The 21,473-nt window shown below is 65.4% G+C and carries 21 protein-coding genes; 5 read left to right on the forward strand and 16 right to left on the reverse strand.

What is annotated here, in order from left to right:
• The first annotated feature begins 73 nt into the window (after window positions 1-73).
• From fliK to AB4099_RS01810, 5 genes are all read left to right on the forward strand, one after another.
• Window positions 74-1,645: a flagellar hook-length control protein FliK gene (gene fliK, locus AB4099_RS01790; RefSeq protein ID WP_441476818.1), complete on the forward strand. Its 1,572-nt coding sequence runs from the start codon at window positions 74-76 to the stop codon at window positions 1,643-1,645.
• On the forward strand, window positions 1,642-1,935 hold the full coding sequence (locus tag AB4099_RS01795; RefSeq protein WP_441476819.1) for an EscU/YscU/HrcU family type III secretion system export apparatus switch protein: 294 nt from the start codon (window positions 1,642-1,644) through the stop codon (window positions 1,933-1,935). Before fliK ends, AB4099_RS01795 begins: the two co-directional genes overlap by 4 nt.
• A gap of 46 nt (window positions 1,936-1,981) precedes the next feature.
• Window positions 1,982-3,121, forward strand: a complete 1,140-nt coding sequence (locus tag AB4099_RS01800) for a GNAT family N-acetyltransferase (RefSeq protein ID WP_441476820.1) — start codon at window positions 1,982-1,984, stop codon at window positions 3,119-3,121.
• 174 nt (window positions 3,122-3,295) lie between these two features.
• A complete protein-coding gene (gene mog, locus AB4099_RS01805; RefSeq protein ID WP_113514071.1) occupies window positions 3,296-3,841 on the forward strand; it encodes a molybdopterin adenylyltransferase in 546 nt (181 codons plus the stop codon).
• Window positions 3,842-3,928: 87 nt separating this feature from the next.
• Entirely contained in the window at window positions 3,929-5,347 is a 1,419-nt protein-coding gene (locus AB4099_RS01810; protein WP_441476821.1) for a mannose-1-phosphate guanylyltransferase/mannose-6-phosphate isomerase, read from the forward strand.
• Window positions 5,348-5,355: 8 nt separating this feature from the next.
• On the opposite strand, the gene AB4099_RS01815 is transcribed toward AB4099_RS01810, so the two are convergent.
• From AB4099_RS01815 to AB4099_RS01890, 16 genes are all read right to left on the reverse strand, one after another.
• Window positions 5,356-5,925 (reverse strand): glutathione peroxidase, encoded by a 570-nt coding sequence (locus AB4099_RS01815; RefSeq protein ID WP_441476822.1) that lies wholly within the window; start codon window positions 5,923-5,925, stop codon window positions 5,356-5,358.
• Window positions 5,926-6,049: 124 nt separating this feature from the next.
• Window positions 6,050-6,433 (reverse strand): response regulator, encoded by a 384-nt coding sequence (locus AB4099_RS01820; protein ID WP_043233413.1) that lies wholly within the window; start codon window positions 6,431-6,433, stop codon window positions 6,050-6,052.
• Window positions 6,434-6,443: 10 nt separating this feature from the next.
• Complete coding sequence (cheB, locus tag AB4099_RS01825) at window positions 6,444-7,559, reverse strand: chemotaxis-specific protein-glutamate methyltransferase CheB (RefSeq protein ID WP_441476823.1); 1,116 nt, start codon at window positions 7,557-7,559, stop codon at window positions 6,444-6,446.
• Window positions 7,556-8,152, reverse strand: a complete 597-nt coding sequence (locus AB4099_RS01830; RefSeq protein ID WP_069879776.1) for a hypothetical protein — start codon at window positions 8,150-8,152, stop codon at window positions 7,556-7,558. The genes cheB and AB4099_RS01830 overlap by 4 nt, the downstream gene beginning before the upstream one ends.
• Window positions 8,149-8,997 (reverse strand): CheR family methyltransferase, encoded by an 849-nt coding sequence (locus tag AB4099_RS01835; RefSeq protein WP_441476824.1) that lies wholly within the window; start codon window positions 8,995-8,997, stop codon window positions 8,149-8,151. The genes AB4099_RS01830 and AB4099_RS01835 overlap by 4 nt, the downstream gene beginning before the upstream one ends.
• A gap of 24 nt (window positions 8,998-9,021) precedes the next feature.
• On the reverse strand, window positions 9,022-11,025 hold the full coding sequence (locus AB4099_RS01840; protein WP_441476825.1) for a methyl-accepting chemotaxis protein: 2,004 nt from the start codon (window positions 11,023-11,025) through the stop codon (window positions 9,022-9,024).
• A gap of 77 nt (window positions 11,026-11,102) precedes the next feature.
• A complete protein-coding gene (locus AB4099_RS01845; protein ID WP_069882586.1) occupies window positions 11,103-11,612 on the reverse strand; it encodes a chemotaxis protein CheW in 510 nt (169 codons plus the stop codon).
• Between the two features lie 2 nt (window positions 11,613-11,614).
• Entirely contained in the window at window positions 11,615-13,921 is a 2,307-nt protein-coding gene (locus AB4099_RS01850) for a chemotaxis protein CheA (RefSeq protein ID WP_441476826.1), read from the reverse strand.
• Between the two features lie 9 nt (window positions 13,922-13,930).
• On the reverse strand, window positions 13,931-14,290 hold the full coding sequence (locus AB4099_RS01855; RefSeq protein WP_441476827.1) for a response regulator: 360 nt from the start codon (window positions 14,288-14,290) through the stop codon (window positions 13,931-13,933).
• Between the two features lie 5 nt (window positions 14,291-14,295).
• Window positions 14,296-14,610: an STAS domain-containing protein gene (locus AB4099_RS01860; RefSeq protein ID WP_113513869.1), complete on the reverse strand. Its 315-nt coding sequence runs from the start codon at window positions 14,608-14,610 to the stop codon at window positions 14,296-14,298.
• A 78-nt stretch (window positions 14,611-14,688) separates the two neighbouring features.
• On the reverse strand, window positions 14,689-15,156 hold the full coding sequence (locus AB4099_RS01865) for a response regulator (RefSeq protein WP_043233423.1): 468 nt from the start codon (window positions 15,154-15,156) through the stop codon (window positions 14,689-14,691).
• A gap of 97 nt (window positions 15,157-15,253) precedes the next feature.
• Window positions 15,254-16,708, reverse strand: coding sequence for a methyl-accepting chemotaxis protein (locus tag AB4099_RS01870; protein ID WP_441476828.1), 1,455 nt, complete (start codon window positions 16,706-16,708; stop codon window positions 15,254-15,256).
• A 107-nt stretch (window positions 16,709-16,815) separates the two neighbouring features.
• Complete coding sequence (locus AB4099_RS01875) at window positions 16,816-17,784, reverse strand: ABC transporter ATP-binding protein (RefSeq protein ID WP_441476829.1); 969 nt, start codon at window positions 17,782-17,784, stop codon at window positions 16,816-16,818.
• Window positions 17,777-18,769 (reverse strand): ABC transporter ATP-binding protein, encoded by a 993-nt coding sequence (locus AB4099_RS01880; protein ID WP_441476830.1) that lies wholly within the window; start codon window positions 18,767-18,769, stop codon window positions 17,777-17,779. Before AB4099_RS01880 ends, AB4099_RS01875 begins: the two co-directional genes overlap by 8 nt.
• Window positions 18,766-20,268, reverse strand: coding sequence for an amidohydrolase family protein (locus AB4099_RS01885; RefSeq protein ID WP_441476831.1), 1,503 nt, complete (start codon window positions 20,266-20,268; stop codon window positions 18,766-18,768). Before AB4099_RS01885 ends, AB4099_RS01880 begins: the two co-directional genes overlap by 4 nt.
• Window positions 20,268-21,467: an amidohydrolase family protein gene (locus AB4099_RS01890; protein WP_441476832.1), complete on the reverse strand. Its 1,200-nt coding sequence runs from the start codon at window positions 21,465-21,467 to the stop codon at window positions 20,268-20,270. Before AB4099_RS01890 ends, AB4099_RS01885 begins: the two co-directional genes overlap by 1 nt.
• Between the last annotated feature and the right edge of the window lie 6 nt (window positions 21,468-21,473).

Consider the following 21,473-nt stretch of genomic DNA (forward strand, 5'->3'; position numbering starts at 1 on the left):
CGAGGCACGCAGAGATGCCCTGCAAGGGCAAGAGATTCCTTAAGATTTCGTGGGAAACTGCGACAGTCAGTCAATGGTCGCGCCCCCAATGAATCTCGCCGCTCTCGTCCAGAGCCAGACCCTCGCCACCTTGCTTGCAGCCCTGGCTCCGGAAGCCGGCCTCGAGCCCGGTAAGACAGTGGAAGCGCGCTTGCTCTCCCTGGGCAAGGACGGAACCGCGACCGCAGTGATCGATGGCGTGAAGATCGACCTCGTGCTCGCCGGCCCGGAGGTTCGACAGGCCGCGCTTCAGCCCGGCACGACGCTCACACTCAAGATCGAGGCTCCGGAAGACGGTGGAACGGGCATGCGGGCAACTCTGCTGGCAGTGCGCCCGCCAAGCGAAGCTCTCGCGCCCCAGGCTCAGCTGGTGCCCGTCGACGGTCCGCGACGCGAGCCAGCGCTCACATCGCTCGCACTGGATATTGGTCGCAGCGTCAAGCCGTCCGCTCCGGAGGCTGCCGGCTCCAGCGTACCCGTTTCGACGCCGCGTCTTGCCGGCCCCAGCTCTTCAGCACCGTCGCCCCTCCCCGCTGCCGTTTCGGCGTCCCCTGCGTCGGGCCAACTGCTGCAATCCGGGGCAGCTCCCTCGCCGCGCGCGTTTGCGGGCCCGCTCATGGGCGAGGCTCTCGCTCGCCAGGATAGTCTGGCGCCGCTCTTCGCCAATCTGCGGGTGCTTGCCAACGGTACGATCTCTCTCGTTCTGCCCAAGCCCCTGATGGGCCTGATCGACCAGATCCTGGCTCAGGCCATGCCGGGCGAGCGCAGATCGGTAACCGGCCAGGGTTTGAAGCAGGCAGTCGCACGCTCCGGGCTTTTCCTGGATGCGCAGGAAGCGAGGCTGCCTTCACGAGCAAACGACCGCCCGGAAGCAGCCGCGCCTGGGCTCTCTCCTCACGGCGATCTGAAAGCTGGGTTACGCGCGCTCAGCGACATGCTGCGCCCGCTTGTCGCCCCGGACGCCGCCGCTCCAGGGCTCAAACCCTCGGGAGCAGGACCGAAAACGGCAGAGCGGGCAACGAACGAACCGGAAGCGCCTATCCGCCCGTCTCCGCCACGACGCGACGGCGCACTCGCCCCTCAATCGATTGCCGAACCCAGTCTGTCGGCCGGAGAGAAGCCGCTCGTCATCGCACGCACGCTGCTCGACCAGACAGAAGCCGCACTCGACCGCGTCAAGCTCTCCCAATTCGCATCGCTGCCGCCAGAGCCTAACCGTCCCGAGGTCGCGCAAGGCCAACGCTGGGTGACGGAAATCCCCCTCGCTTTCCACGCGGGCACCGCGATCCTGCCGCTGCATATCGAGAAGGACCCTCCACGCCGCGGCCCCTCCGGTGTCGAAGCGCCCCTCTGGCGCGTGCGTTTTGCGCTCGACGCCGAGCCGATGGGCCCGCTGCAAGGTGTCGTAACGCTCCAGGGACGCGCGGTCAGCGTCTCCCTCTGGGCCGAACGCGAGGGAACGAGCCAGTTCCTGCGTGGTGCGGCGCCTGACCTCCAGGCAGCGCTGGCCAATGCACAGTTTGAAGACGGCACTGTCGACATTCATACCGGCCAGCCGCAAGCCAGGCGAGCGGCCGCCGGCCAATTCCTGGACCGCCTGTCATGACCTCTCGCTCTCCCGATCCGCTCGCGGTCGCGCTCAAGTATGACGGCCATGGCGCCCCGCGCGTCACCGCAAAGGGCCGCGGAGAGCTTGCTCAGCGGATTATCGAGACTGCCCGCGAACATGATGTCGACATCGAGCGGAACGCGGTGCTCGCGCAAGCTCTCTCGACGGTCGAGCTCGACGATCAGATCCCCGAGGAACTCTACCGGGCCGCCGCGCAGGTCATCGCCTTTGTGCTATCATTGCGTGGTGAAATGCGCCTCGGCAGGCAGGGCGGCGGCCAGCCTTGATCCAGTCCTGCTCAGAGCCGGCTCGCCGCCTCCGTACGAGGGTCCGATGAGCGCCGAGATCGTCATCAGGCGCACGCGGCTTGGCGACTATGTCGGCCACGACGCAGCCTTCGGCGAACTCGCAGAACGAGCGGTCGAGCCCAACCCTGCCATGTCGCCAGCCACAGTCGCGGCTGCGCGGGTCCTGGTTCCGGATGACAGTATCGTCATCCTGACGGCCTGGCGCAGTGAGGCCCTCGGCTCCGAGAGCCTCGTCGGAATCTGGCCGCTGCGTCGGCAGCGCGACTGGCGCAGCGGCTTTACCCCCATCCTCGCCGCTCCGCTCGTGCCGCTCTACGAGGTTTCGTCCGCCCCCGTGCTGGACCGCGACAATGCCGAGGATATCGCGCTCGCTTTGCTGCGCCACCTCGCCGCCTCGCGTGACCTGCCGAAAACCCTGGCGCTGCCGCTCCTGCCCATGGAGGGGCCGGGCTTTCGTGCCCTTCAGGAAGCTTGCCGCGTCACCGGCAGCCGGCTGACGACATTCGAAACCTGGCAGCGTCCCGTGATGATCCCTCAGCCCGGCGACGATGCCGAGCGCTATCTCCGTCGCGCACTCGGCTCAAGCTACAAGAAGCGCATGCAGCAGTTCCGGGCGATCGGGCGAAACGGCGAGGTCTCCTTCCAGCGCCGGCGTCGTCAGGCCGCAAGCGAAGCATTGGAAACCTTCCTCGCGCTCGAAGCGGCCGGCTGGAAGGGGCAAGCCGCAACCGCAATCGCCTGCCTGCCGGATGACACGGCCTATTTCCGCCAGCTCGCCGATCTCTTCGCCGAACAGGATGCGCTCCAGTGCGACACGCTGCTGCTCGATGGCAGGCCGATGGCGATGGGACTGCTCGTCGAAAGCGGCGGCACCCGGCAGTTTCTGAAGATCGCCTATGACGAGACGCAAGCCCGCCACTCGCCAGGGCGAGCGCTGACCATTGCGATGCTCCAGGCCGATTTCACGGAAATACCGCCGGCCTTCTTCGACAGCGGCGCTGGTGACGGCGTCGATTCCGGAACCTATGTCTGGGGCGAACGCAGAACCATGGCTAATGCGATCATCTCGATCGGCAGCGCCACGCCAGGGCCGGCACAGGTCGCCGCCCTGGCCCGTATGTGGCTGCGGCGCCTGCGGAATCGGCATCAATCGACAAAGCACTGATAAGGATCGCGCGGCACTACCGGCGACTTGGAGCGCGCTTCAATAGAGGAAGCTCCCGGGACGCCACCATGCCGAGCCGACATCCGGTTCGGAAGGCGGCGGCACATGATGCGATTGACCAGGCTCTCCGCCTGCCCGATACCGGCCACGATCATCCTGCAACGGTGCGACGGCATGACCAGCGATATCAAGATCGGAATCGTCACGGTATCCGACAGGGCCTCAGCGGGCATCTATGCCGATGAGGGCGGCCCCGCCATTCGCGACTATCTGAAGAACGCGCTCGCCTCGCCCTGGGCGGCCGTTGCGCGGGTCATTCCGGACGATCGCAAGGCGATTGCCGAAACCCTGATCGAACTCGCCGACCGCGAGGGCTGCTGTCTCATCGTCACGACCGGGGGCACCGGTCCTGCCCCCCGCGACGTCACGCCCGAGGCCACAGAAGACGTTGTGGAGAAACTGATGCCGGGCTTCGGGGAACTGATGCGCCAGGTCAGCCTCGTCAAGGTGCCGACCGCGATACTCTCGCGCCAGACCGCCGGGATCCGCGGGCGCTCGCTCATCGTCAACCTGCCGGGACGCCCCCGCGCGATCGCCGAATGCCTCGACGCCGTGATGCCCGCCATACCCTACTGCATTGACCTGATCGAAGGGCCCTCCCTGGAAACGGACCCGAGCGTCATCGTCGCCTTCCGCCCGGGCCAGAAGGCCAAGGCCTGAACTTTTCCACGACCCCGCATTTAACCAATGGTAGTGACGTTGCTGTAAGGGAGCAGGGTCACGACCTGCCTGAAAAGAGCGCGCTTGATGTCAGTCCCGAAAATCGTTCCGCTCGTCATGGCCGGCGGAGCCGGCACCCGGCTCTGGCCGCTGTCGCGCGATACCTTGCCCAAGCAGTTCATTCCGCTGCTCGGCGACGGGATCTCGACCTTTCAGGCGACCCTGCAGCGGCTCCATGATCCGCGCTTCGATGCACCGATCGTCATCACCAATAATGACTTTCGCTTTATCGTTGCCGAACAGATGCTCGCGATCGGCATCAAGGGCGAGATCGTCCTGGAGCCGGAGCGACGCGATTCCGCCGCGGCGGTCGCAGTCGGCTCGCTATTGGCGGAGCAGCGCAGGACCGGCGCGATCTGCGCGGCCTTCGCAGCCGATCACGTCATCAACGCGACCGCGGCATTTCGCGACGATTGTGCGATCGCAGCCGAACTCGCTGCGTCGGGCCTGATCATGACGCTCGGCATTCCCCCGACGCATCCCTCGACGGCCTATGGCTATCTCGCTCCCGGCGAGCCGCTGCCCGGCGAGCGCGCAAAGCGTCTGCAGCGCTTCGTCGAGAAGCCCGACCTCGAACGGGCCACGCATTATCTCGAAGAAGGATATCTCTGGAACAGCGGCAATTTCGTCTTCGCCGCCGCGACCATGTGCGAGGAGTTGGAGCACCACGTTCCCGAAGTGCTGAGCGCCGCGCGCGCCGCGATTGCCGGCGCGACCCGCGATCTCGACTTCCTGCGCCTTGATCCGGAGGCCTTCGCCCAGGCAACCAAGATCTCGATCGACTACGCGGTGATGGAGCGTACGCGGGCGGCCGGCGTCGTGCGGGCAAGCTTCGACTGGTCCGATATCGGCGCCTGGGACTCGATCCACGAGGTCAAACAGAAGGACGCCGATCGCAACGTCCTCGAAGGCGAGGTGGTCGCGCTCGATAGCCACGGCATCTATGTCCGCAGCGACGACGTGCTGACGACGGTTCTCGGCCTCGACGATGTGGTCGTGGTTGCGACGCGCGATGCCGTGCTCGTCTCGTCAATGGCCGCCGCCGGCAAGGTCAAGAACCTCGTCGAGTTGATGAAGGCCGATGGCCGGCCGCAGGCGAGCGAGCACCTGAGGGTCTACCGACCCTGGGGTTGGTATCAGCGCATCGATATCGGCCAGCGTTTCCAGGTTAAGCGCATCAACGTCAAGCCGGGCGGGCTGCTCAGCCTGCAGAAGCACTTTCATCGCGCCGAGCATTGGGTCGTGGTTTCCGGAACGGCCGAAGTTACGGTCGATGCCAAGATCACGCACGTGCATGAGAATGAATCAGTGTACTTGCCGATCGGCTGCGTCCACCGCTTGCGCAATCCCGGCAGGATCGACCTCGAACTGATCGAGGTCCAGGTCGGCGCCTATACCGGCGAGGACGACATCATCCGCATTGAGGACATCTACGCGCGCAGCTGAAGACGGGCTCAGGCTGCGTGCAATTCCTGACCGATAGCCCGGATCAGTTGTGAGCCCACCGGGTCCGAGCTCGCGGGGAAGCCTCCGACGAGGCTGCCATCGCGCCCGACCAGATATTTATGGAAGTTCCAGGTCGGGACTTCGGCCGGCCGCCGCGTCGCCGCCCAGCGATAGAACGGATGGGCGTCCGGGCCGCGCACGCTCGATTTCGCGGCGAAGGGGTAAGTCGCGCCATAGGTCTGGCGCGCAGCTTCCGCGATCGCCATGCCTTCCAGCGGCTCCTGCCCGCCGAAATCATTGCTCGGCACCGCAAGCAGCATCAGGCCACGGCCGGAATAGCGTTGCCAAAGCTGCTCAAGCGTTGCGAACTGCCCCGCGTAACCGCAATTGGTGGCCGTGTTGACGATGAGGATCGGCTTGCCGCGATAGGCCGCAAGCGGAATATGGCCACCCTCGAGCCGGTCGAACGCAAACTGGTAGGCGTCGGGGGCGCTCTGCGTATCGGGCGATATGGCGAGCGATGGGCTCGCGGCGAGCCCGCCGATCAGGCTCAGCACGTCACGACGAAGCAGCGGCATGGCCTCCCCTCCCGCGAAATCTCATGATCCGGCGCAGATACTGGCGCAAATGAGAGCGCCCCGCAGCCATGAAGGCCCGGGGCGCCGGATCACAATGGTGAGATTGGTCTCGAGCCGCCTGCGCTCAGCAGGCGAGAACCTTCTTCACTCGCACCTCGAGATCGCGAAGCTCATAGGGTTTCACGACATAATGGTCGGCGCCGTTGCTGGTCGCCTCGTCCATCTTGTCGACCGAGCGCTCCGAGGTCGCCATGATGATCTTGATCTGGTTGAGCTCCGGCACAGAACGGATCGCCCGCAGCAGATCGATGCCGCTCATGCCGTCCATATTCCAGTCGAGCAGAAGCAGATCATAGCGCTTGGTCTGCATCTTCATCAGCGCTTCGCGTGCATTCTCCGCCTCATCGATGTCCTGGAACTCGATCTGCTTCAGGAAATAGGTGGCAAGACCACGCATGCTCTTCTGGTCGTCGACCACGAGGATCCGGTAGTCACTTCTGGCTTTCATCACGCTCTCCTCAGGCGGTGCGCTGATGCGGACGTTCTGCGATCAGGTGGCCGATAGCGGCGCCAATCTGGTCGAGTGCCACAACGCGATCAGCGGCCCCGATCTCGAATGCTGCTTTCGGCATCCCGTTTACCACACAGGTTTCGCCACTTTGAATTAACGTCTCGGCGCCGGCTTTGCGCATGGCTAACAAACCGTCAGCCCCGTCCCGGCCCATCCCGGTCAGCAGGACACCTACCGCATGGGCACCCAGGCTGCGCGCCACCGAGTGGAACATGACATCGACCGAAGGCGAGTGACCGCTGACCAGCGGTCCTTCCTTCAGAACGCAGACCAGTTCCCCGCGGCGCTCCTCGATCTCGAGATGGCGCAAGCCGCCTGGCGCGACGACCGCCATGCCTGGTTTCAGCCTATCCCCGTCAGCGGCCTCACGGACGTCAAGGCCGGTGGCGGCTGCTAGGCGTGCCGCGAATTTTGCCGTGTAGCCTGCGGGCATGTGCTGAACCACGACCATCGGGATGCGCAAATTGGCGAGGTCCCGCATCACCACCTGCACGGCCGGCACTCCGCCCGTAGAGGCGCCGATCGCGATCAACGACGTGCGGCCGCCGGGCGAGGCGGAGGCGCGCGCCGGCTCACGAACCGGAGCCAGCCTTGCCGGTGCAGCTTCGCGCGCCAGAGCGCGCGCGGCCGCAAGCATCTTTCGGCTGGCCGAGGCACGATGAAGCGCGGCCACCAGATGTTTCATGAAGCCTTCGAGAGTATGCGTCGTACCGTCCGGCTTCTCGATGAAGTCAATCGCTCCCAGTTCCAGCGCCTGGATGGTGTTGTCGGCGCCCGGCCCGCCGAAGGCTGAGACGATCAGTACCGGCAACGGGTCCTGCTTCAGCACGCGTGCCAGCAACTTGAGGCCGTGCCGTCCCGGCAGTTCGAGGTCGAGCGTCAGCAGGTCTGGCCGCAACTCCTGGATCGCGTCCCAGCCCTCCTCCGCGCTGCCGGCGACGCCGATCACCTTGAAACCGGGGGCGGAGTCGATGATCTGCGTCATCAGCTTCTGCATCAGGACGGAATCGTCGACGACAAGGACAGTGACGGGTCTGGCCGATGGTGCTTGGTTCAGGGTCATGTGAAGATCTCGACATCACCTGCGACAGGCTGGGTCTTAAGTCGGTTGAGATAGGCCACTTCCTGCTCGTGCTCGCTGCTGCGGACGCTCGGCTGCACATGCTGCACCCAGGCCCGCCCCGTGGAAGGTTGGTAGTGGATTCGCCGCGAGCGCGTTCCGCCGACATCCTTGGAGACGATGGGAATGCCCTCGCGGTTCAAGAAGTCGAGCACGAAGGCGATGTTGCCGTCACCGATCGCGAGCATGGTTGCACCCGACAGGACCCGCGCCCCGCCAAAGACCTTGGCTTCGAGGTGATTTCGTTTACCGCCGCGCTTGAGCAGGCCGTTGATGAGAACTTCCATCGCGGTGTCGCCATACCGCTCGCCGGCGCTGGCATCGTTGCCGCCGTTGTTCTTGGGCAACAGAAAATGGTTCAGCCCGCCGACCCCTGCCTGCGGATCACGCATGCAGACCGAGATGCAAGACCCCAGCACAGTCGCGACGATCTCATCCTTCGCCGAGGTGATCTCGTGCTCGCCAGGCGCAACCGTGATGATCGTCGCCTCGAAACGGGGGTCGAAATAGCGTCGAGAGGACCGCGTGATACTCATGGGGTTCTCTCGTAGATCGTGCGGCCGATCAGCCTGAGCTGCGGGTGAGGTTGCGGTAGCGACTCGGAATGGCCGAGATAGAGGAAGCCTCCCGGCGCAAGCAGATCGACGAAGCGATCGAGGATCGTGGCCTTGGTCCGGGTATCGAAATAGATGAAGACGTTTCGGCAGAAGATGGCATCGAATGGGCCACGCATCGGCCAGTTCTCGATGAGATTGAGCCGCTTGAAGGCGATCAGCCGGCGCAGGTCATCGCTGATCCTCGCCTCTCCTCGCCCAACCTGCCCATCCAGGCGCAGCAGCGGCCTGACATCGGCGGGCAGACGCTCGAACAGCTCCGCGGGATAGATGCCGGCTTCCGCCCGGTTGAGGATATCTGTGTCGATATCAGTCGCCAGAATGCGGAAATCGAGATCGCTGCGCGAGCCGATCACGTCGCGCGAGACAGCCGCAATGCTGTAGGGCTCCTCGCCTGAGGAGCAGGCAGAGGACCAAATCCGGATCCGCCCGCGCCGTCCACTGCGTTCCTGAACCAGCCTGGGCAGGACGTCGCGGCGCAAATGGTCGAAATGATGCCGCTCACGGAAGAAGGCGGTGTGATTGGTGGTGACCGCGTTGATCAGCTCGGGAATCTCGTCCTGCGCGCCCGGCGTCTTCAGGAAGGCGCAGTACTCGGCGACGGAGCCCATGCCCAGCGCTTTGACACGCCGGGAAAGGCGCCCGCGCGTCATCGCCTCCTTGTGCTCGCGGATGACGATGCCGGCATGCTCGTAGACGAGCTTCGAGATGAAGCCCATGTCCTCGCGCGTCAGCGTCGCTTCGGGAAGACCTTGAGGCGCGAGCATCACTGTGAACCTGACAACATCGAACTAGAACTCGGCCCAATCATCGACGCGCCCATTGGCCAGTCGTCGGCGCGGCTCGGGACGGACCGCAGTGGCCTTCGCCAGTTCGGGCCGGCGCGGCTCCGGGCGGCGGACGGCCGGCGTGGCACGTGCCTGCTCGACAAGCGCTGCAGCCGCCAGCCGCTGCAATCGGGCCGGCTCGGTTTGCGGAGCGTGAGCCGACGGCGCAGCGAACCCTTCTTCGGTGCGGAAGACGGCAACGAGCTGTTTCAACCTGTCGATTTCCGCCATCAGCTCATGCGCCGATGCGGCGCTCTGCTCCGCCAAGGCCGAGTTCTGCTGCGTCATCTCATCCATTTGGGCGACGGTCTGGCTCATCTCCTCGATGCCATGGGCCTGTTCGGCGGTCGCGGAAGAAATCTCCGCGACGGTCGCTGAAACCTTGCTTGCCGCGGTCACGATCCGCTCCAGAGCTTCACCGGTGCTGCGCACGAAACGCACGCCCTCGCCGACCTGCTGGTTGGAGGTCGCGATCAGGCCCTTGATATCCCGTGCAGCCTGGGCGGAGCGCTGTGCCAGGGCGCGCACCTCGGAGGCCACCACGGCAAAGCCCTTGCCCGCATCACCCGCCCGCGCAGCCTCGACCGCCGCATTGAGCGCCAGCAGATTGGTCTGGAAGGCGATGCCGTCGATCACGGTGACGATCTCCGAGATGCGGACGGAGGACGTCTCGATTCGTTCGATGGCGCCGACGGCCTGGGACACGACAGCCCTGCCGTCATTGGCCACATTCATGGCCTCCCCGGCCAGTTGGGTCGCCTCACGGGAGCGGGCCGCACTCTGCTTGACGGAGGCCGCCAGCTCCTCAGTCGTTGCGGCCGTCTCCTCCAGATTGCCGGCTGTCGCTTCAGTCCGCCTGGCAAGGTCGCCTGCACCGGAATTGATCTCGACTGCGGCTCGCGAAACGTTGCCTGCCGTCAGCTGGACGGTCGAGACCGTCTGGCCGAGATGGGCAAGCGCCCCATTCAGGCTGCGCTTCAGCTCGGCGAGGCGGCCACGATAATCCCCCTCCATGCGGTGCCGCAGGTCGCCCTCAGCCAGCCCACCGAGCACGCTCGAAAATTCGCCGACCGCGCCTTCGACCAGCGTGTTGATCTGATTCAGGCCCTCGGCGATGCGAGCCATCGCCTCCGGCTTGCCCGCGAGCGGGATACGACGGGAAAAGTCCCCCTCGACGGCGGCCGAGACGACATTCGCAACCTCGTTGGCCGCGGCAAGTTCATCGGTCAACTCCAGCCATTCGACGGCCGTGCCGAGACGCTCGCCATTGGCGTGCAGGACCGGGCTCAGCGACAGCGAAATGGTGCGCCGGCCGAGCGCGTAGCGGATCGAGTGGGCCCCGCCGACATCATACCGCCCGAACACGGGGTCGCCATAGACAGCATCCATGACCCGGCCAAGCATGTCCTTGGCGGAGCAGCCCGGAAAAGCCGTGCGAAAATCCTCCTGGGCCTCGGCGAAGAACTTGAGCAGCGACTTGTTGACGTAGACAACGCGGTTCTGCCGATCGCAGACCATGACATTGGTGCGGCAGTCATCGAGCGCGGCACGGATCCGCGCAGCTTCGACCCCGGTCTCGTGGATGCTCTTCAGGGCGCGGGCGAGGTCGCCGATCTCGTCGCCACGGGCGAGGCCCGGGATCGCCACGTTCTCTCCCTGGGCCAGCAGGCCGACCGCGTCGCGCATCTCGACGATGGGGCGATAGATCGAGCGCGCGGCAAACCAGCCGACGGCCGCGATCGCGGCCAGCGAAACGGCGCTGATCCCCAGCATCTGCGGAATGGCCGATCGCACGGCACCGTCGATATCGGCCGCGCTCAGCCCGAGCTGCGCGAGCTCATTCAGCCGCCCCCAGGCGACATGATAGGCGGCAGCGCCGATGGCGCCGCCCGAAACGAAAGCCGCACCGAGAAACATCAGCGGCAGCCGTACCGAGAGTCTCGAAAGGGAACCGGCGAAGCTGCCCATGTTCTTGTCGTGTCTTTCTTGGCGCGTTGGCCTTCCCCGGCTCAGTCATCTGGAGCGTTGCCGCGCCACGATGACGATCAGGCCGCCCGGGTCGTCCGAGCGAGAGGAGTTTCGGCCCCGCCTTCGCGGATCACGGCCGCGAGGTCGAGCAGGGCGACGATCTCGGTGTCGAGCAGCACCAGGCCTTCGATCAGGCCATGCTCGTCACGCTCCAGATCCGGCGCCGGACGAACCGCGCTGACCGGGACATCGACGATGTCGGAGACCGAATCGACCAGCAGGCCGGCAGTCTTGTCCTCGACATCGACGACGACGATGACATGGGTTGCCGTGGCATCGGTGACGCCGAGGCCGATCGAGGTGCGCAGGTCGTACACCGCGAGAATGACGCCGCGCAGGTTGAGCACGCCGCGCACATGCGGAGCCGCATGCGGCAGGGGCGTGGTCACCTGCCAGCCCTTGATTTCGCGAACCATGCCGACATCGATGCCGAAGGTCCGATCACCGACGCGGAACGTAACGATACGGCGCACGGCTGATTCAGGCTGCGCCGACGAGAAGTGCTTTTCGCCGAGTTGAAGGGTCATGATCATCCAGCCAGTTTCAGTTCGGGAACGGGTTGCCGGCTGCCGGTCGCGGCCAGTCTCAGCATCGAGTCGACATCGAGGATCAGGGCGACGAGGCCGTCACCCAGGATGGTCGCGGCGGACGCGCCGTTGACCGCGCCGTAATTCGCCTCGAGGCTCTTCACGACGACCTGCTGCTGGCCGACGATCTCGTCGACCGCAATTCCGACATTACCGCCGCGCTCGGTTTCGGCGATGATGATGATATTCTCGTCGCGCTGCCCGGACGAGCCCATCACGGCGCCGAGCCGGTAGAGCGGCGTGACCTCACCCCGCCAGCGCAGGACTTCCTGGCCGAAGGTGAGATGCTCGATCGGCGTATTGGCGAGATGCTGGGTCTCGATCACGCTCGCGATCGGGATGACGTAGCGATCGTCACCGCAGCGGATCACCATGCCCTCGAGCACCGCGAGCGTCAGCGGCAGCGCCAGGGTGAATTTGCAGCCGCGGCCGGGCTCGGAATCGACGCTGATGCGCCCGCCGAGCGACTCGACATTGCGCCGCACCACATCCATGCCGACGCCACGGCCCGAGATGTCGCTGACGGCTTCCGCGGTCGAAAGCCCGGCGGCGAAGATCAACTGATCGATCTCCTCGGGAGCGAGCTTTTCGTCGGGGCCGACCAGGCCGCGCGAACGGGCCTTGCCGAGAAGCTTCTCGCGATTGATGCCGCGCCCGTCATCGGTGACGGAGATCACGATGCGCCCGGCCCGATGCTCGGCGGTGAGCTGGATCGTGCCCTCCGGCCCCTTGCCTGCTGCCCCGCGTTCGTCCGGCGTCTCCAGGCCATGATCCATCGAGTTGCGGATCATGTGGGTCAGCGGATCGGCGAGCTCTTCGATGATCGTCTTGTCGACCTCGGTGTTCTCGCCCTCGAGCACCAGGCGCACTTCCTTGCCGAGCGTCTGCGCAAGCTCGCGGACGAGGCGCGGCATGCGCTGGAACACGGCCTTCACCGGCTGCGCGCGCACCGCCATGACATGGTCCTGCAGCTCGCGCGTCTGGCGCGACAGCGTCAGGATGCCCTCGGCAGTCTTGGCATAGACGTCATAGGGCAGCGAGCGCACGCATTCGACCAGCATGGACTGGGTAATGACGATCTCGCCGACGAGATTCATCAGCTTGTCGATGCGGTCGAGGTCGACACGAACGCTGACGGCCTGGCGTTGACGCGCAGCGGGAGCATCATTGGCAGGCGCACGCAGCGCAGGACGCGGCACGGGCGGGGCCACGGCCTCCACTGGGGCCCGGGCCGGAGCCTGCACAGGAACGGGTTCCGGCTCAGCCGCCGGAGCAGGCCCGAGCTTCGCCAGGATCGCCGAGAGATCGGCTGCAACCGACTGCGGCACTTCCGCATCGACGGCAGCAACGAACGCGAACGGCGCCGCATCGTCATTGGCCGGCTCGGGCATCGCCTCGATCTCGAACTCCTCGGTCGCGAGGGTGAAATCGAACTTGCCGTGCAGCTCTTCGACCGACATCTGCGTGTGCAGGTTCACGGCAAAGCGCATCCAGCAATCGGTAACGTCGAGTTCCTCCAGCGACGGCACATGGCTCAGGTCGCAGGAGACGGAAACGATGTCCTCCGAAGGCAGGGCCGCGAGCACGACGCGGGGTTCGATCACGCGGCGGAAGAGGTCGCGATCCGGCGTGATGCGCAGGCAGATCTCGCTTCCGGCCTTCACCGGCTCGGCCGGAGCGACGGCGGCGACCGGCTCGTCGTCCCAGCCGTCATCGATCGGTTTGACTGGCGCGGCGGACTTCGCCTCGACCATCGCAAGCAGATTGCCGAGCGCTGCGATACCGGGCGGGGCATCATCGCTTGCGGGCGCCGGAGCCGTGGGCACTGGAGGTGCGGATGCGGCAGCGGCAGGAGCTGCCGCGACGGGTTCAGCCTGCCCGACACGCTCCAGCGCCTCGAGCAGATCCGGGCGCGGGCGGGCCGGCTCGTCATTGCGCGCGGCCGAGACCAGATCGGCAACAGCATCCGAGCAGCGCAGGAACAGGCCGAAGGGAGCGTCCTCGATCGCGACACGTCCCGAACGCAAATGATCGAGCGACGCCTCGAAGACATGGGCGAAGGCGACGAGCTCCGTGCAGCCGAAGGCCCCTGCTCCGCCCTTGATCGAATGGATCGCGCGAAATGCGGCGTTGACGTCCTCGGACTCGCGTGAGCCCTCATCAAGCGCCTGAAGCTTTTGCTCCAGGGCGCCGAGAAGCTCTTCGCATTCCTGGAAGAAGGTTTGTTTGAGTTCCGCTAACGGATCCATCGGCCAGCCTTAGTTCTGATAGCGAGCAACGAGGCCGAGCAGGGTGTTGGGCTCGAACGGCTTGACCATCCAGGCGCTGGCGCCGGCGCGCCGGCCCTCCGCCTTGATCTCGGCGCCGTTCTCAGTCGTCAGCACGATGATCGGCGTATTCTGGCCGGCAGGCCGAGCACGGCAGGCGCGCGTAAACTCGATTCCGTCCATCAACGGCATGTTGAGGTCGGTGATCACCAGATCGGGCTGGAACTGGTCGAACTTGACGAGGCCGTCCTCGCCGTTCTCCGCTTCCGCCACTTCATGTCCGGCATTGCGAAGCGTCAGGCTGAGCAGACTGAGAAGGGTCTTCGTATCGTCGATGGCCAGGATTCGCATCGATATCACTCCAGGACGAGAGCGCTTTGGGCAGGATCGAAGCCGATCGCCTGCAGGGACTTGCGGCACTCTTCCGAGGCCGCCTTGAGCGTAACGCTGAGCCCCTTTGCCTGCGCACTGGTCGCGGCGGCATGGAGCAACTGAATCCAGAGGCTGGGCAGGGGGCCAGCTTCAGCGCATTCGACGGCGATGCTCTCCTTCTGCTCCAGCGCGACAAGCAGCTGATTGCGGAAGGCTGCCGCCTCGGAACGACCGAGAAAGGCTGGAAGCGAGACGGTGATGACCACGGCGGCGGGACCCATGATTGGCGGATGGAACATCACGCCAGATTGGTAAAAATTTCGCTAATCGGCGGCACCCCGGCATCAACGCTTTGGGCGTTTCCGAGGCAGATGTGGTCAGAACATGGCATTGCTGATGGCACGCGGAACGAGCGAGATGCTGCCGTTCTGCTCCTTGTACTTGCGCGGAATATTGATGATCCCGGACAAGTGCAGCCAGAGCGCGTTGGGCGAGATCGGCTTGGTGATGATCTCGTGCGCCCCGAGCTTGGCCGCCTGCACGACCGAGCGACGGTCGGGACGTTCCATCATCACCAGAACCGGAGCCTTGGCGAAGGGCGAAGTCTTGAACGAACGGATCGATGCCAGGCATTTGACGCTTCCGGAATCGGGAAGATCCCAGTCCAGGACCACGATGTTCGGCTGCTTCTGAATGAACATCGTTGCGGCCGAGGACAGATCCGCCGCCTCGAAGATGCGATGGAGCGACGCCTGGTAGAGCATGGTCCGGACGATGCGCCGGTAATGCGCGCTGCTATCGATCAGCAGGACCGAGAGATTGGGAAAAGACGGCGCGATATGCATGACGCTGGACCGGACACTCACTCAACCCGACGCGCCATCCTGGCGCTACGCATAGTCTTGCCTTCAGGAACGCTCACAGGCCGTTAATGCGGTTGCCTCAAACGCTGAGACCGAAGCGAAATCCGCCCCAGTGACGCCCCTTGACCCAGATCGGCGCCGAGAGGTCCTCCATGACGAGAAACTGGCCGCCGCCCATGTCGCGCCGATAGGTCTGCAGCAGAAACGGTTTCCGGTTGCGGGCGGCCGCCAATCCGGTGCGATCCGCAAAGATGCGGCGGTTCCGGCAATTGGCATTGTTCCAGAGGGGATCCCTACCCCGCGCCTGCGAATACTTGCGATTATGGGTCGGCAGGAAGCCGTTTCGATCGACCGCGGCGCAGAACACGATGCGCTTGTTTGCTGCCAGCAGCCCTTCCTGGAGCGGCGGCAGCAGACGATCGGTCAACGCGACGAAACGCGTCATATGCTGCGGGGGGTCCGAGCCCCCAATCAGGCGATAGGTCTCGTCAAAGAGATCGGCCATCGTGACGTCGCCTCGCTCCACGGCCTCCTCGAAGAGGCCGGAAATGGTTTGCGCCGTCTCCATCGCGGTGGCGATCAGTTCCGATTGCGCGGTGCGCACGCCGGAGGCCGCAATCGAGCCCAGGATCGCCTCGCTGATCGAAACGAGCGAAGCCGCCCGGCCTGAAGCGAGGTCGAGATTGCCGCTCGACTGGTCGACACCGGCGACCAGCGCCTTCAGGTCCTCTCCGACCTTGGCGAAGGCGATGGCATTCTCCCGCGTCGGGTTCGAGATCGCGTCGATATCGCCAATCAGCCCGACGACCGAACGGCCGAAGATATCGAGTTCGCCGACCTGCCGGGATATTCCCTTGCTCTCCTCGCTCGCACGGCGGGCTACAGCCGCATTCTCGATGCTGCGACGGGAAAGCTGATCGACGGTTTCCACAAGCGCGTCGAGTTGCCGGGTGCTGAGCGCGGTCGCCTCACGCGTCTGCTCGGAGAGTTGCTTCACCGCCGCAGCAATGACGGCAAAGCCGCGTCCCGCCGAACCACTCCGCGCCGCTTCGACACCGGCATTGATCGAGAGCAGCTGGATCTCGCGCGTGATCTTCTGGATGGCGTCGCTCGCCTCGCGAACCTTGTGGGCATTGGTGACGGCCTCGGCAAGCGCGGCCGAAATCGATTCAGCCCCGTGGCTCAGCATCTCGATATCGCTTTGGGCAGCATTCAGTCCCAGTCGGACCGCTCCGGTGACACGTTCCAGCCCACTCTTGACGACGGAAGCCGCCTTCTGAGCGTCTTCCGCCGAACTCTGGATCGAGCGATTGGAGCGCGAAACCTGCTCGACGGACGCAACGACCCGGTGCAGCCCTTCGGCCTGCCCCTCGAGCTGCCGTGTGACATCACCGATACGGCCGGAAATATCCGTGATCTCGACCCCGAGCTTACCGAAGCGCTCCGCGATCTCGCCGATAGCGCGGACGGCCGCAGCCCCACCGAGCACATCCTCATTGGCCGGCTCCGGCAGCTTGAGCGCCTGTGCTTGCATGGCGAGATGTATCCGCGACCAGAGGAAGCCTCGCTTACCCTAGGCAAAACGCGGTAAATCGCGCGTTAACGGCCAATTCGGCCGTTAACCTTCCCTCAGCGCAACGTTCACGCCCTGTCGCAGGCGAGGCGGACATCGCCGAAATCGCGCAGCGGGGGGCGTTGCTGCGAACAGCGCTCGACGGCACTGGCACAGCGCGGGTGAAACGCGCAGCCGCTCGGCGGTGCAATCGGGCTCGGCACCTCGCCGGACATCGGCTTGCGCTCCCGGTTGGGTTTCTCGACATCGGGGATCGTGTCGAGCAGCAGCCGCGTATAGGGATGGCGCGGCAGGTTGAAGACCTCATCGGCGGGGCCGGCCTCGACGAAGCGGCCGAGATACATGATCGCCAGATGGTCGGACATGTGCCGAACCACCGAGAGATTATGGCTGATGAAGAGATAGGTCAGGCCGAACTCGGCCTGCAGCCTCACCATGAGATTGAGGATCTGTGCCTGCACGGAGACGTCGAGTGCCGAGGTCGGCTCGTCGCAAACCAGGAAGTCGGCCTCGGTCGCCAGTGCACGGGCGATCGAGATACGCTGCCGTTGGCCGCCGGAGAATTCATGCGGGAAGCGCCGGGCGTCGGCGCGAGACAGACCGACGATCTCGAGCAGATCGCCGACGCGTTCCGCCACCTCGGCGTCATCGCGACGCAGCTTCAGCTCGCGGATCGGTTCGGCAATGATGTCGCCGACGCGCCAGCGCGGATTCAGGCTGGCATAGGGATCCTGGAAAATCATCTGCACGCGTGGCGGACCGAAGCTGCCATCGAGGCGGCGGATATCGGCAAAGCGCAAGCTGCCCTCGGTCGGGCGCTGCAGCCCGACGATCATCCGTGCCAGCGTCGATTTTCCGCAGCCGGACTCGCCGACGATGCTGAAGGTGGTGCCACGCTGGACCGTGAACGAGACATCCTCGACCGCCCGCAACACACGGCGTGGCTCATGCGAGGCCAGACGGGACAGCCAGGGCGTCGAGACGTCGAAGCGGCAGGACGCCGCCTTCACCTCGAGAATGGTTTCGGTTTCAGCCATGAACCAGCTCGCGCAAGGGGAAGTGGCAGGCGGCGATATGGAGTCCCGCGCCCAGCGAAGGCCGCTCGTCGCGGCAGCGGTCGCGGCAAGAACCGCACCGCGGGTTGAAGGCGCAGCCCTTCGGAATAGCGTTCAGTCGCGGCATCGCGCCGTCGATCTGGTTGAGATGGCGAAGGCGCTCATGCACGCTCGGAATCGAGGCCATCAGCCCGGCCGTGTAGGGATGGCTCGGGTGGCGTGTCACCTCCTTCACGGGGCCGACCTCGACAACCCGTCCGGCATACATCACCGCGACCCTGTCTGCGGTCTCGGCGATCACGCCCATGTCGTGTGTCACCAGCATGATCGCTGTGCCATGCTCGCGGCAGAGCCGCTTGAGCAGGCTCATGATCTGCGCCTGAATCGAAACGTCGAGCGCCGTCGTCGGCTCGTCCGCGATGATCAGCTTGGGTTCGGCGCAGAGAGCCAGCGCGATCACCACACGCTGGCGCATGCCGCCCGAGAACTGATGCGGATAATGGTCGATCCGTGTTTCGGCAGCGGGAATGCCGACTTCCTTGAGAAGGTGGAGCGCCCGTGCCCGCGCCTCGCCGCGGCTGACCGGCAGATGCGCCAGGATCGTCTCGACGATCTGATCCCCGACCCGGAGCAGTGGATGGAGCGAGGTCAGCGGATCCTGGAAGATCGCGCCGATCTCCTTGCCCCGCACCAGGCGCATCGCCTCGGCTGGAAGATTGTCGATACGCCGGCCGTTGAGATGAATACTGCCCCCTGCAACCCGGCCGGGCGGATCGAGCAGGCCGATCACCGCCGTGCCGGTCAGGGATTTGCCCGCCCCCGACTCGCCGACAACGCCAAGGATCTCGCCTGGCGCGATCTCGAGCGAAACGCCGTCGAGCGCCGTCAGCGGGCCATGCCGGCCGTCGAAGACGACCTTGAGGTCCCGCACCGAGAGCAGCGACTGGGGCACGGCCATGGCGGTCATGTTCTCTCCTCCCCACGTTCGACCGGGTAGCTTGACGAGAAGATCTCGGAAGCCGGCGGGTGGCCATGTGTCCGGCGCGGGTACTGAGCCATCACGCCTTCGAACTGTTTCTGCGCGCGCCGCTTGTCCGCAGCTTCGTCGACGCCCGGGATCTCGCGGTCCTCCATGACGAAGCGGCCGTCGATGATCACCGTCGCGAAGTCGCGGCCGTGTCCGGCGAGCAGCATGGTCTGGATCGGATCGATGACCTGGCCGAGATGTGGCCGGTCGAGATCGAAGACCGCAATATCGGCCCGCGCGCCGGGCTGGAGCCTGCCGAGATCCGGGCGGCCAAGCGCATCGGCACCGCCAATGGTCGCCGCGTCGTAATAGTCCTCGCTGCGTACGCCGGCCGAGCTGCCCGCCATGGTGCGGGCGAGGATCATGCCGATCTGCATGTTCATGATCATGTCCGGCGGGCTGGTATCGGTGCCGAGGCCGAGATTCAGGCCCATCTCGCGATAGCGCCCGAAGTGATCGATGGCATTGCCGTGGCGTCCGGAAACCAGAGGACAGTGCACGATGGTCGAGCCCGCATCGCGGATGATCTCGAGATCGCGGCCAGGCCGGGAGATGAGCTTGCTGCCGGAGACATAGGTCCCGTGAGGCAACAGCGTCCGCTCGGTCAGAAAGCCGAGCTTCTCCAACCATTCCGGCGGGCTCATGCCGTGCTGCGCCAGCACGAGATCGTATTCGATCTTCGACTGGCAGCAATGCAGGCGCACCGGCACGCCGAGTGCGCGGCCGGCTTCGGCCGTGCGCCAGAGCAGTTCGGCCGTCGAGGTCTCGATCCGGTCCGGCGCGAGCATGGTGCGGATGAGTCCACCGGCAGCGCCTTCGAAGCGCTCGCAAAAGGCGATTGCCGCAGCAAGCTCGGCAAGGCCGCGCGGCTCGTCATAAGCCGTCGTGATCCTGCCATCGACCTCGACGACCTGGTTCCCGGTGCGGTAGGCCGGGCCGAGATAGGCGCGCAAGCCGAGTTTCGCCGCGGCCTCGGCCGCGTCGGAGAACTCTTCCGGCGTCTCGCCCCATTGCCGGTAGAACAGCGAGGCGATCGGCAGCGCCGTGGTGATGCCGTTGCGGATCAACGTCGCGAAGGCGTGATGCTTCTGGAAGGCCAGCTCCTCGCGCGAATACATCTCGACCGGGCCGGCCTCGATATAGGAACGCGGCCAGACGCGCCCCTTCTTCCAGGCCGGTTGGTTGTCATAGGCGAGGATGGTGGTGTCGAGATCGGACAGAGCGTCGAGATCGACGAAGCCGGGTCCGATCAGCGCATTGCCGTAGTCGATCCGGCGCGTGACCTCGCCGGGGAAGCGGTGGCCGATGAAGACCACCTCGCCATTCTCGAAGACGATCTCGCCATTCTCGATGAGCCGGTGCCGACCGTCGCGGTGGCCGACGAGCCAGCGCGCGGTCAGCAGGACCCTGCCCTTGGGGTGCGGCGCGGCTTGCAGCATCAGGGTGCGCTCTTGATCGAGACGCCGTCGCGCGCGACGACCTTGCCGCCCTTGACGACCCGACGCTTCGGCGAGCGGGTCACGATCGCCTGGGCCAGCGTCTCGCCGGGCACGAGCACGAGATCGGCCCGGCAGCCCTGACTCAGCCCGTAACCGTCGAGTTCCATCACCTTGGCCCCCTCGCTGGTGCAGACATCCAGCGCGATCCGGAGTTCATCGTCGCGCCGGAAGTTGTTGCGCAGGCCGACGAACATGGCGCGCTCCAGCATGTCGGCATTGCCGTACGGCCCCCAGGTGTCGCGGATGCCGTCGGAGCCGGAGCAGACCCGGATGCCGGCCTCGATCAGCCGCTTCACCGGAGGGGCCGGTCGGCTCGCCGGCGCCGTCGTCACGATGGCGATGTCGAGCTCGGCGAGCTGGGCGATCAGCGGATCGATGAGGGCCGGGTCCGGCGTGCCGAGGCAGAACGCATGGCTGATCGTGACCTTGCCCTTCATGCCGAGCGCCCGTGTACGCTCGATGATCATGTCCATCGAGAAGGCGCCGACCTCACCCGGCTCGTGCAGGTGGATGTCGAGAGGCTTGCCATAGCGCTGGCAGAGCGCAAACACGGCATCGAGATGCCCCTTGGGATCACGGTCGATCGTGCAGGGGTCGAGGCCGCCGACCACTTCCGCGCCGAGCTTCATCGCCTCGTCCATCAGCTCCAGCGTGCCCGGCCGGCGCAGCATGCCCGACTGCGGGAAGGCGACGATCTCGACGTCGATGATGTCGCGATAATCGTCACGCATCTTCATCACGCCCTCGACGCCCCACATGCCGTGGTCGGTATCGATGTCGATATGGCTGCGGATATGGGTCGAGCCCATCAGCGAGGACTGGATGCTCTGGCGGGCCGATTGCTGATAGGGATCGATGCCGAGCCGACGCTTGTTCAGGCGCTCATTGTCGATCTTGTCGAGAAGCCTCGGGCCAACCTCGTTCTTGTACCAGGGCAGGCCCCAGAGGCTCTTGTCGAGATGGGTGTGAGCCTCGACCAGGCCCGGCAGCAGGATCTCGTTGCGGCCATCCTCGACCGCGACGCCGGCCGGCGCGGCAAGCCCGGTCCCGAGGCGGACAATCCGCCCCTTCTCGATCAGGATATCGGTCGCTTCGCCGCCAAGCGGGCGGACATTGCGCAGCAGGAGATCGGTAGCCATCGTTTC

Origin of the sequence: Allobosea sp. 2KB_26 (assembly GCF_052115715.1) — a bacterium.
GTDB lineage: Bacteria > Pseudomonadota > Alphaproteobacteria > Rhizobiales > Beijerinckiaceae > Allobosea.